Here is an 11989-nt window from a genome sequence, read left to right as displayed (position 1 = left end):
CCGGGTATCAGCCGCGGCTCGGACGCTTGCCGGCGAAAAGGTCGGCATAGCTTCTAACGAGCTTCGTCATGCGGTCGGCGACCGTGCGGATCTCCGGGCGATGGCGATCCTCGGCATTCATGACGATCCATTGACGATGACGCAATTCCGGCAATTCGCCGCCTTGGCGCTGCAATTCGGGATGAAGATCGCCGACGAAACAGGGAAGCACCGTCTTGCCGGCGCCGGCGCGCACCAGATCCGGCAGCGAGCGCGGCCGGTTGACGGTGGCGACGATATCAGCCGCGGCATGGGAATGCGGCCAGCGCAGATAGGCCGAGATCGCCTCCTCCTCGCCGACGGCAATCCAGCGCTCGTCGGTCTCGACTGCATTTCGCCTGACATAGACGGCGTATGCCACCTCTCCAAGCTGGCGGGCGGCCAGATTGGGTTCCTCCGGCTCGAAAGCGCGAATGCCGATGTCGCTCTCGCGATAGGCAAGGCTTGCCCGCGCCTCACCGATGGTGAGCGCAATGGCGAAGGCATCGCCCGGCATGCGGATGGCAGCGAAATTCTCCGTCAGAAGCCAGGCGACCCAGGTGCCTGCGGTGATCCTGACTGTCGTGCCGCCCTCACCCGATTGCCGCCAGGCTTCGACCTTGCGGGCGGCGGCTTCCATCTCTTGAAGGTGATCGAGCAGCGCCTGGCCATCCCGCGTCAGCCGATAACCTGTCTGGCTGCGGGAAAACAGGGTGCGGCCGACCTCCTGTTCGAGATCGAGCATGCGCCGGCCGATGGTCGCGGGGCTAAGACCGCTGGCGGCACTGGCCCCCGTCAGACCGCCAAGGCGGGCCACCTGCAGGAAAAGCTGATAGGAATCCCAATTCGCGTTTTTCATCAGTGAAAAACATAGCGTGGATTTCCCTGTTTATGAAGAGAAATTCGATGCTTAAATCAAGAGATGTCTTTGAGTAGGAAAGGACATCTCATGATCGACATGATCACCATCGCAGGCGTGCATGGATTTCGCCACCATCGCCCGCCGAGCAACAGCAAGGCGGATGAGGATCGATTCTATGACGAGTTCGGAGACAGCGGCACCATTCGCTTCGCCGCCTGGCTGACCTCGCTCGACCTCATCATCAGGCGCGTGGTGTCAAAGCGCCGCAAAGCTGCGGCGCAGTCTTGCGGCAGTCGCGGCCGGGTTCCTCAGGCGACTTTCCTTGCGCCGAGGTGAGCGGCCGCGGGCTCGGCGCCAATACGGAAGCGTTCGATCAGCGCCATCAGCGTATCGGCCTCGCCGGCGAGCAGACGGCTTGCCTGCGTGGTCTCGGCAACCATCGAGGCGTTCTTCTGGGTCATCTGGTCCATGGCGTTGACGGAGCCGTTGACCTCCTGCAGCGCGGCCGACTGATCGCGGCTGGCAGTGGCGATGGTCTCGACATGGCCGCTGATCGCGATGATCTCCTGGCTGATCGAGGCAAGAACGCCGCCGGTCTTCTGGACGAGTTCCGAGCCTGCCGTCACTTCCCGGCTCGACGTTTCGATCAACGACTTGATCTCGCGCGCCGCATCGGCTGAACGCTGGGCGAGTTCGCGGACTTCCTGGGCGACGACGGCAAAGCCTTTGCCCGCCTCGCCGGCCCGCGCCGCTTCGATGCCGGCATTCAGCGCCAGAAGGTTGGTCTGGAAGGCGATATCGTCGATCACCTCGATGATCTGCTCGATACGCTGCGAAGCCTCTTCGATACGCTCCATGGCGGCGACGGCATCGCCGACCACGGTGCCGGAATTGTCGGCCGTCTTCTTGGTCGCGGCGACGACGCTGTTGGCTTCGCGGGCACGCTCGGCGGAGGAGCGAACCGTCACTGTGATCTCCTCCACCGCGGCGGCGGTCTCCTCCAGGCTCGCCGCCTGCGCCTCGGTGCGCTTCGAAAGCTCGCCGGCGGAGGCCGAAACGGCGCTGCTGTTGCGCTGGATCGTCGAAGCGCTGTCGCGGATACCGGAAAGCGTATCCTGGAGCCGCAGCAGCGACGCGTTGAAATCGACGCGCAGTTGTTCCAGCCGGCCGATAAAGGGCGTGCCGATCGTTTGCGAGACATCGCCCTGGGACAGGCGCCCGAGGCCGGCCGCAAGCTGGCTGACGGCAAAATCGATCTGGCTGTCGAGCGAGCGCTTGTCGGCATCATTGCGGGCGCGTTCCGCGTCGCTCAAGGCGCGCTGTTCGACCGCTTCGGTTTCCAGATCGCGCCTGGCGCGGGCGCTGTCGCGGAAAAGCGCCAGGGCTCGGCCGATATCGCCGAACTCGTTCTTCTTCTCAAGACAAGGGATCGTCCCTTCGAGATCGCCCGAGGAGATCGAGTGGACGCTGGCGGTCAGCGCCTGCAAAGGCTTCACCGACAGGCGGATCGCATAAAAGGCGAGTACACCGACGAGCAGCATGACGATGGCGCCGATGCCGAGAATCAGGATCTGCAGCTCATTCATGCGTTGGTAATAGAATTCCATCGGAATGCCGATGAAGAGAATACCAACATTGGCATTGGATGCGTTCTTGATCGGGAAATAGCCGGTCATGAACTTGCGGCCGAATAGCTCGGCCGGGCCGTAATAGGCCTCACCCCTGGCAAGAACCGGCTGAGCCGGGTGCTCGGCTGCGAGCTTGGTGCCGACGGCGCGCTCGCCGTTTTCTTTCTTGACGTTCGTGGAGATGCGGACGTAGTCGCTGCCCTGCTTCTGGAAAATGGTCGCGACGCCGGCGATCGACTGCGCGGTGCGATCGACAAGCGAATGATCGGCAAGGGCTGGAACCGCATCCTCGGTGACGGCGGAGAGCTGATTGTCCTTCACCGCAATCTTCGCCGCCGGATCAGCCGCGCCGTAAAGGACAGCCATGGCGCGGGCGGCATCCCTGGCGTCGGAGACGGCCCCGTCCATCACATGACGGCTGAGATTGTAATAGGTTGCGCCGACAATGGCGGCCGTGCTGATCGCCAGCAGAAACAGCGTGATCGCAACGATCTGTCGCACGATAGACGTAGAAAAAAGGCGCAGCATCGTAACCCCCGGCCGGCATGACAAATGCTAAATTAAGCCAAAAGCGTTAAGGAAAAATTTTCCGTAAATCAGAGCGGCGAGAAGCGCGATTCTGCACACAAAAGAAAACGGCCCCGGGAAGAACCGGGGCCGTTCGGACGTGAAGTGATCGCGATCAGGCGGCGCGATAAACCTGGGCTTCGGCCGCCTCGCCGTGGATCTTGAACTGCTGGATCAGGCGGCGCAGCGCGTCAGCCTCGTCGGCTAGTTCGCGGCTGGCGGCCGTCGTCTCCTCGACCATCGCGGCGTTCTTCTGCGTCATCTGGTCCATCTGATTGACCGTCGAGTTGACGCTCTGCAGCGCGTTGGATTGGTCGTGGCTGGCGCGAGCGATCATCTCGACATGCTGGCTGATCGTGACGATCTGGGCGCTGATCTTCGCAAGCACGGTGCCGGTTTCCTGGACGAACTGCGAGCCGGAGCTGACCTCGCTGGTCGACTTGTTGATCAGGCCCTTGATCTCCTGCGCAGCCGCCGCGGAGCGCTGGGCAAGTTCGCGGACTTCCATGGCGACGACGGCGAAGCCCTTGCCGGCCTCGCCGGCGCGGGCCGCCTCGATGCCGGCGTTGAGCGCCAGCAAATTGGTCTGGAAGGCGATCTCGTCGATGACGCCGATGATCTGCTCGATCTGACGCGAGGCCTCCTCGATGCGGCCCATGGCGTCAATCGCATTGCTGACGACGACCGCGGAATCGTCGGCGCTGCGTTTGGCCTGGCGGACGATCTGGTCCGCGTCCTTGGCGCGTTCGGCCGACGAGCGGACAGTGACGGTGATCTGATCGACGGCTGCGGCGGTCTCTTCGAGCGAGGCAGCCTGCTGTTCCGTGCGCTTGGAGAGATCCTCGGCCGAGTGGGCCATCTGGTTGCCGTTGCCCTGGATCAATTCGACGTTGTCGCGGATCTGGCTCATTGTTGCCTGCAGGCGCAGCATCGAACCGTTGAAATCCTGACGAAGTTGTTCGAGTCGGCCGATGAAGGGGGTATCGATCGTAGTCGAGATATCGCCCTGCGACATGCGCTCGAGGCCGGCCGCAAGTGCGTTGACCGCGAACTCGATCTGACGGTCCATCTCGCGCTTTTCGGCATCGTTGCGCTGGCGCTCGTGCTCGGCGGCAGCGCGCTCCTCGTCGCTCTGTTCCTCGATGCGAATCTTCGAGATGGCATTTTCCTTGAAGATGCCGAGCGCCCGGGCCATGTCGCCGATTTCGTCATAGCGCTGCTCGCCCGTTATGCTGGTATCCAGGGCTCCGTCGGCAATGCGGCGCATCGCGGCGGTGATCTGGCTGATCGGGCGCTGCAGCGTCAGCACCAGGGCGATGCCGCCGAGGATCGACAGAAGAATGCCGAGGCCAGTGGTCATGACGGAGATGCTGTTTGCCTGGGTGCGCTCGGTTCCGGCTGTCTGCTTCTGCAGTTCGGCGAAATCAGTGAGCTTCTTCCAGATCTCGTCGAGTTCCTGTCGCGCCGCGGCATAGGCCGTCACGCGCTCGCCGATCGTATCGACGATCTTCGAACCGCCGCCCGATATGACGTCAAGCGCCGGCTTGATCGCGTCCGATATGCCTTCGGCAAAGCCCATTCCCTTGGCGCTGGTGGCCAGCACCTCCATGTCCTTGCCGAGCGTGCCGGTCTGCTGCTGCAGACGGACCAGATTGTCCTTGCTTGAATTGGCGAGGAAATCGGAAAGGACGATCTGCAGCGCATAGACCGAATTTTCCAGGCGCCGCGTATCCTGAAGAACGGAATTGGTCTGGCCAATGCGGCCCTCGAGTTCAGCAAAACTCTGTGTCGCCTGACGCATCATTTGCGTCGCGGTCAACTGTGTATAAGTCGAGGTCTGACGGAAGCGCGAAATGAGGCGGCCGAGTTCGGTGATGTTCTCGTCGGTCGGGCTGGGCATCTGGGCGATCGCCTTAATGCCGTCGATGGTCGCTGCCAGCGCGTCGATGACATTCTTCTGATTGGCCGGAACCGAAATGGCGATCAAGCGCTGCGACTTGATGATCGCGGGCATCTGTTCGTTGATGAAGGCGATCTTTTCCTCAGGCGTCTGCGGCTTGGCGTAGCCGCTGGCCACGGTGCCGAAGAAATCGCCGCCCTTCAATAGGCGGTCGGCAGTGCGCAGCGTTATGGTGGCAGCGCCTTCATCGCGCTGGAGCGCGGTCTGCAATTCCTCGGCCTGATAGGAGACCGTGAAACGGGTGCTGATCAGGCTCTTCTGCGCCGCATCGATCTGCTCATGCAGCGCCTGTTCCTGCTCGTGCAACGCCCAGAGCTTGTCGACGACGCCCGAAATCTCCTTGGTGCGGCTCGAAGCTTCCGCGAGGCTGTCCCGGCCGGCAGCCTGTTCACCGACCTGGTCGAGCGTCTGATCGAGCACGCCCTGCTGCATCTTCAGATCCGACAGCAGCTTGTCGCGCGCCTCGGGGCTGGTGACGCGCAGGAAATCGTCCATCGAACCGTAGAGATCCTTGAACCCGCTCAGCGACTGCAGCACGCTATTGGATATTTCCATGCGGCCCTGAAGAAGGCCGGATGCGTAAAGGCCGGTCAATCCCACCGCCGAAATGGTAACGACAAAGGGCAGAACGAAGATCAAAACCTTGGTCTTGATCCTGAAACGGGAAAGAATCTTGTCAATCAACATGGCGTTCCGGGCCTTTCATACACTACTCCTCCCGCCGGCAGCCATAAGGCGCGCCAGCCGAGTGCACATCGAATTATTCTCTTTCCATCGGGGGACCTGGAGGCCAGGCGGCAGTCATTGCCAGTTCATGTCCAAGCAAACTTGGAAACGCCCAAATAATCGCGGGCGATTGTGTCAGATTAGATATTAATTTTCAGATAAGCGGTAATGGTGACTTAAGCCAACACGGTGAAATAATTGCAGATTATGCGCCACGCGGGCGCAGCGTCGCGATCGGAGGCCGGCAAGTTTGCTTTCAGATGGGCGGGCAGGATCAGATGAGGTTGGCTAGCAGCAGCGCCAGGCTGGCGGCGGTCGCGCCGGCTGCGAGCATCAGGTATCGCAGGCTGGCGATGCGGGCGTCGGGTTTTGCCTGGGCGATTGCGATGGCGCGGGCGCGTCGTGCGTTTCTGTTCATGCTCGAAACCTCACTCTTGTGACACAACAGTCCAACAAAAAGGCCTGCCGGTAAAGCTTAATTTGGGAAAAGCTTTCAGATCCGGCAATTGAGACAGGATGGCGCACCTCTCTTAAGAAGTCTTGAATCGTTATTGCGGATATTTCTACGCAGATTCGCCGGCGGCAAAACCGGAAGCCCAGGCCCATTGGAAATTATAGCCGCCGAGCCAGCCGGTGACGTCAACACATTCACCGACGAAATAAAGGCCGGGAACGGTCTTTGCTTCCATGCTGCGGGAATCGAGGCCCGCGGTGTCGATGCCGCCGAGCGTCACCTCGGCAGTGCGATATCCTTCCGAGCCGGATGGTTTGATGATCCAGTTCTGGGCGCTGGCGGCCAGCCGCTGCAGCGCCTTGTCCGGCAGGTCGGCCATATTACCGGCGATCTTTTCCCGCTCGACGAGAAACTGGGCCAGCCGCTTCGGCAGGATATCGCCGAGAGCTGTCTGGGCCGACTGGCGGCCATTCAGCTGCTTCGCCGTCTTCAAATGCGCCGATATGTCGACATCCGGTTCGACTGCAACGACGATTTCATCACCCTCCCGCCAGTAGGAGGAAATCTGCAGGATGGCGGGGCCGCTTAAACCCCGGTGGGTAAACAGCAGCGCTTCACGGAAGGCAGTGCGGCCGTGGCGGATTTTGGCGGGGGCCGATATGCCGGCAAGCGGCGCAATGCTTGCAAGCATGCCTGGATCCAGCGTCAGCGGCACGAGAGCCGGGCGGGTTTCGAGCACGGTGAGGCCGAACTGTTCGGCAAGGCGATAGGCAAAGCCGGTGGCACCCATCTTCGGGATCGATTTGCCGCCGGTCGCCACGATGAGAGAGGATGCCTCGAAGACGCCTTCGCCCGTGGAGACGCGGAAGCCTGCCTCCCTCCTCTCGACGCCGGATATTTCGGTGCCGAGATGCAGGCCCGCGCCGACCGCGCGCATCTCGTCCAGCAGCATACGGATGATGTCCTTGGCGCTGTCATCGCAGAACAACTGGCCGAGCGTCTTTTCATGCCATGCAATGCCGTGCCGATCGACCATGGCGATGAAATCGGCGGGCGTGAAACGGGCAAGCGCCGACTTGCAGAAATGCGGATTGGCGGAAAGGAAATTCCTCGGTCCGGCATGGATATTGGTGAAATTGCAGCGGCCGCCGCCTGATATGCGGATCTTCTCGCCAGGCGCCTTCGCATGGTCGATGACCACGACCGAGCGGCCGCGTCTGCCCGCGCGAATGGCCGCCATCATGCCGGCGGCTCCGGCGCCGATGACGATGACGTCGCTTTTGTGCTGCAAACCTTTTTCCCCGATCCAACCGGCGTCTTCTTTTCCATCAAAGGACGAAAGTCAACGTTCTCAACCCCTCGCCAATTGGCAAACTCCGGCTATGATGGCGCCACGATCAACCAAACCGGTGTGTCATGTCCCCAAAAAAGACGACGCTGAAGCCTGCCAGAAACGTACCCGCCTCGACCAAAACACCCCCGGACCCCGGATCCCTGCGCGGCGTTGCGAACTGGAAGGAAGCGGCGCAGTGGCTGAGGGCCAGGGGCATCGAAGACATTGAATGCATCACGCCGGATCTTGCCGGCGTTCCGCGCGGCAAGATGATGCCGAGTTCCAAATTCACCTCCAACACCTCGCTGGCGCTGCCGTCGGCGATCTATCGGCATACGATTTCGGGCGAGTATCCGGAGGAGACGGAGAGCTTCCGCTACGAGCCGCGCGACAGCGATCTGAAGCTGATGCCCGATCTTTCGACGCTGTCGGTCGTGCCCTGGGAAACCGACCCGACGGCCCAGGTGATCTGCGACATTGTCGATTCCGACGGCGGCGAAGTGCCCTATACGCCACGCAACGTCTTGAAGCGGATCATGAGCCTCTATCACGACCGCGGCTGGAAGCCGATCGTGGCGCCCGAGATCGAGTTCTACCTGGTCGCCAAGAATGACGACCCCGACTATCCGCTGCATCCTCCGAAAGGCCGCTCCGGCCGCTCGATCCTCGGCGGCCAAGGCTATTCGATCGCCGGCATCAACGAATTCGACGAGCTGATCGACGACATCTACCATTTCTCCGAGAAGCAGGGGCTGGAGATCGATACGCTGATCCACGAAGAGGGACCGGCGCAACTCGAGATCAACCTGCGCCACGGCAATCCGATCGAGCTTGCCGACCAGGTGTTCCTGTTCAAGCGCACGATCCGTGAAGCGGCGCTGAAGCACGACATCTATGCGACCTTCATGGCCAAGCCGATGCAGGGCCAGCCGGGATCGGCGATGCACATCCACCAGTCGGTGGTCAATGTCGAGACAGGCAGAAACGTCTTCTCCAATGCGGATGGATCGGCCTCGAAGGAATTCTTCCATTTCATCGGCGGCATGCAGAAATTTGTGCCGAGCGCGATGGCGATGCTGGCGCCCTATGTGAATTCCTATCGGCGCCTGCAGCCCGACATGTCCTGCCCCGTCAACAACGCCTGGGGCTACGACAACCGGACGACCGCCTTCCGCGTTCCGGTTTCCGATCCGCAGGCGCGGCGGGTGGAAAACCGGCTGCCGAGCTCGGACGCCAATCCCTATCTGGCGCTCGCCGCCTCGCTTGCCGCCGGCCTGCTCGGCATCATGAGGCAGATCGAGCCGACGGCGCCGACCGAGGATTCGGCCAATGAGGGCTCGATCGACCTGCCGCGCGGCCTGCTGGAAGCCGTGGCGCTGATGGAGGACGAGCCCGCCTTCGAAGAGGTGTTCGGCAAGCAGTTCATCGGCCTTTACGCCGGCGTCAAGCGCGGCGAATTCGAGACCTTCATGCAGGTGATCAGTCCCTGGGAGCGGGAGTTTCTTCTGCTCAACGTGTGAGCGATATCATGGCATCGCAGGCGATGTGGCAGAGCCCGATTGCGCCCGGGCTATCCTGGTATCAGGCAACTGTCGGGGAGCGGCCGACCTACGCCGCTCTCGACGGCTCGAGAACATGCGACGTCGCAATTGTCGGCGGCGGCTATACCGGCCTGCAGGCCGCCTACAACCTCGCCAAGTCAGGCGTTTCCGTCGTGCTGATCGAGGCCTGGCGCTTCGGAGACGGAGCGTCGGGGCGCAATGGCGGCCAGCTCGGCACCGGCCAGCGATGGTGGCCGGAAGAGCTTGAGGAAAAGATCGGCTACGAACGCTCGAAAGCCCTGTTCGATGTCGCCGAGGCGGCCAAGCGCCATCTTCTCGATTTCGCCCGGGAACATCAGATCGAGATCGATTATGTGCCCGGGCAGCTCAACGTCGCGCACAAGGCAAGCTACGAACGTGACTACCGTGAGAATGCCGAAATCGCCGCCGAGCGCTATGGCTACCCGCATTTGAGCTTCATGGATGAGAAGGAAACGCAGGAGCGGCTCGGCTCGAAGCGTTTCCACTGCGGCGTGCGCGATGTCGGGACCGGCCATATTCATCCGCTCAAGCTGCTCATCGGGCTCGCCCGGGTGGCCGCCAATGCCGGCGCGTCCATTTTCGAGATGACCCATGCAAAGGCGATCCGCCAAAGCGGCGGCAAGGTGACGATCGAAACCGAAAAGGGCACGATCACCGCCGACCGGGCGCTGATCGCCTGCAACGGCCATATCGGCAATCTTGAGCCGGTGACGGCAAGTCATGTTATGCCGATCCGCTCCTTCATCGGCGCCACTGTTCCGCTCGACGGCTACCCCGATGTGCTGCCGGGGGGCGAGGCCGTCGCCGATTCGCGCTTCGTCGTGCGCTATTTCCGCAGATTCGAAGGCCGCCTGCTGTTCGGTGGGCGCGAGGCCTATACGGCGGACAATCCGCGGGACATATCGGAGCATATCCGCCGGCAGATCGCCGAGATCTATCCCGACCTGAAGGATATCGAGATCACCCATGCCTGGGGAGGCAGCGTCGGCATCACCATGCCACGCCAGCTTTTCGTGCGCGAGGTGATGCCCGGCGTCACCTCGATCGGCGGTTACTCCGGCCATGGCGTCATGCTGTCAAACTACTGTGGCAAGCTCTACGCAGAAGCGGTGCTCGGAAAATCCGGCGATCTTGATCTGTTCAAATCGCTCGACATTCCCGCCTTTCCCGGCGGAGCCCGGATGCGGGCGCCGTTGCTTTTCCTCGCCTTGTCGTGGTTTGCGCTTCGCGACAAGTTTTAGTCCGATTGCGGATTTCCTCTTTGCGGAATTCGCTCTAAAACCGGTGCCTGACAGATTCATTGCACTGCACACTGGCTTTTTTAAATCGATTAGATTAAAAGGGCCGCCAACCAGCCTGATTGAGAGACAAGCTCATGAGCAGCCAGATCATTCCCGTTGAGCCTTTTGATTATGTCGTCTTCGGTGGCAGCGGCGACCTTGCCGAACGTAAGCTTCTGCCTGCGCTCTACCATCGCCAGATCGAGGGTCAGTTCACGGAACCGACGCGTATCATCGGCGCCTCGCGCAGCCCGCTTTCGCATGAGGAATATCGCAAGTTCGCCAAGGACGCGCTGAAGGAACACCTGAAGAAAGGCGAATACGACGACGCGGAGGTCGAAAAGTTCTGTGCCCGCCTCTACTATGTTTCGGTCGACGCCCGCACTGACACGGGCTGGGATCAGCTGAAGAAACTGCTCGACGAAAGCAGAGATCGGGTGCGCGCCTTCTATCTGGCGGTTGCGCCCGGCATCTTCGGCGATATTTCCCAGAAGATCCATGACCACAAGCTGATCACCAAATCGACCCGCATCGTCGTCGAGAAGCCGATCGGCCGTGATCTGGCTTCGGCGTTGCAACTCAACGACACGATCGGCCGCGTCTTCAAGGAAGAGCAGATCTTCCGTATCGACCACTATCTCGGCAAGGAGACGGTGCAGAACCTGATGGCCTTGCGTTTCGCCAATGCGCTTTACGAGCCGCTGTGGAACGCCAACTATATCGATCATGTGCAGATCACCGTGGCGGAATCGGTCGGTCTCGAAGGCCGCGCCGGCTATTACGATACGGCCGGCGCGCTGCGCGACATGGTGCAGAACCATATCCTGCAGCTGCTCTGCCTGACGGCGATGGAAGTACCATCGTCGATGGATTCGGAAGCCGTTCGCGACGAGAAGCTGAAGGTGCTGCGCGCCCTGAAGCCGCTCGATGCCTCCAATGTCGAGCAGGCGACGGTCCGCGGCCAGTATCGCGCCGGCGCTTCGGGCAGCGGCCCGGTCAAGGGTTATCTCGAAGAGCTGGAAGGCGGCGTCTCGAACACCGAGACTTTCGTCGCCATCAAGGCCGAGATCAATAACTGGCGCTGGGCGGGCGTTCCGTTCTACATCAGAACCGGCAAGCGGCTTACCGGACGCATGTCCGAGATCGTCATCACCTTCAAGCCGATCCCGCATGCGATCTTCGACCAGGCGGCCGGACGCATCGTCGCCAACCAGCTGATCATCCGCCTGCAGCCGGATGAGGGCGTCAAGCAGTCGCTGATGATCAAGGATCCGGGTCCGGGCGGCATGCGGTTGCGCAACGTATCGCTCGACATGAGCTTCGCCCAGGCGTTCAATGTCCGCAATCCCGACGCTTACGAGCGCTTGCTGATGGATGTGATCCGTTCCAACCAGACCCTGTTCATGCGCCGCGACGAAGTCGAAGCCGCCTGGAAATGGGTGGATCCGATCCTCAAGGGTTGGGAAACGACCGGCCAGCAGGTGCAGGGCTATACGGCTGGCACCTGGGGCCCGAGCCAGGCCATCGCGCTCATCGAGCGCGACGGCCGCACCTGGCATGACGACATCTAGGACGACA

Annotated in this window: 9 protein-coding genes; 4 read left to right on the top strand and 5 right to left on the bottom strand. The window is 61.5% G+C overall.

The window, feature by feature from the left end; translation table 11 throughout:
- Positions 1-7: 7 nt before the first annotated feature.
- Entirely contained in the window at positions 8-877 is an 870-nt protein-coding gene (locus tag NXC14_RS03595; protein ID WP_085776997.1) for a LysR family transcriptional regulator, read from the bottom strand.
- A gap of 90 nt (positions 878-967) precedes the next feature.
- On the opposite strand from NXC14_RS03595, the gene NXC14_RS03590 reads away from it, so the two are divergent.
- Positions 968-1216, top strand: coding sequence for a hypothetical protein (locus tag NXC14_RS03590; protein WP_198175495.1), 249 nt, complete (start codon positions 968-970; stop codon positions 1214-1216).
- Here the strand turns inward: NXC14_RS03590 and NXC14_RS03585 are convergent.
- The 4 genes from NXC14_RS03585 to NXC14_RS03575 form a co-directional block, all read right to left on the bottom strand.
- The gene (locus tag NXC14_RS03585) at positions 1189-3036 is read right to left on the bottom strand and encodes a methyl-accepting chemotaxis protein (protein WP_085776995.1); all 1848 of its coding nucleotides are present in this window, start codon (positions 3034-3036) and stop codon (positions 1189-1191) included. The two genes, NXC14_RS03590 and NXC14_RS03585, sit on opposite strands and share 28 nt — an antisense overlap.
- A 154-nt stretch (positions 3037-3190) precedes the next feature.
- Entirely contained in the window at positions 3191-5722 is a 2532-nt protein-coding gene (locus tag NXC14_RS03580; protein ID WP_085776994.1) for a HAMP domain-containing methyl-accepting chemotaxis protein, read from the bottom strand.
- Positions 5723-6035: 313 nt separating this feature from the next.
- Positions 6036-6179, bottom strand: coding sequence for a hypothetical protein (locus NXC14_RS32855; protein WP_198175494.1), 144 nt, complete (start codon positions 6177-6179; stop codon positions 6036-6038).
- 145 nt (positions 6180-6324) lie between these two features.
- On the bottom strand, positions 6325-7506 hold the full coding sequence (locus tag NXC14_RS03575) for an NAD(P)/FAD-dependent oxidoreductase (RefSeq protein WP_198175493.1): 1182 nt from the start codon (positions 7504-7506) through the stop codon (positions 6325-6327).
- 125 nt (positions 7507-7631) lie between these two features.
- On the opposite strand from NXC14_RS03575, the gene NXC14_RS03570 reads away from it, so the two are divergent.
- The 3 genes from NXC14_RS03570 to zwf all read left to right on the top strand — a co-directional run bounded on the left by NXC14_RS03570 (position 7632) and on the right by zwf (position 11982).
- Positions 7632-9068 (top strand): glutamine synthetase family protein, encoded by a 1437-nt coding sequence (locus tag NXC14_RS03570; protein WP_085776992.1) that lies wholly within the window; start codon positions 7632-7634, stop codon positions 9066-9068.
- A gap of 8 nt (positions 9069-9076) precedes the next feature.
- On the top strand, positions 9077-10372 hold the full coding sequence (locus NXC14_RS03565) for an FAD-binding oxidoreductase (RefSeq protein WP_085779963.1): 1296 nt from the start codon (positions 9077-9079) through the stop codon (positions 10370-10372).
- A gap of 134 nt (positions 10373-10506) precedes the next feature.
- On the top strand, positions 10507-11982 hold the full coding sequence (gene zwf, locus NXC14_RS03560; protein ID WP_085776991.1) for a glucose-6-phosphate dehydrogenase: 1476 nt from the start codon (positions 10507-10509) through the stop codon (positions 11980-11982).
- Positions 11983-11989 lie beyond the last annotated feature (7 nt).

This window comes from Rhizobium sp. NXC14 (assembly GCF_002117485.1).
Classification (GTDB): domain Bacteria; phylum Pseudomonadota; class Alphaproteobacteria; order Rhizobiales; family Rhizobiaceae; genus Rhizobium.
Note: the sequence above shows the minus strand (reverse complement) of the source record. Positions and strands in the feature narration are given on the sequence as shown.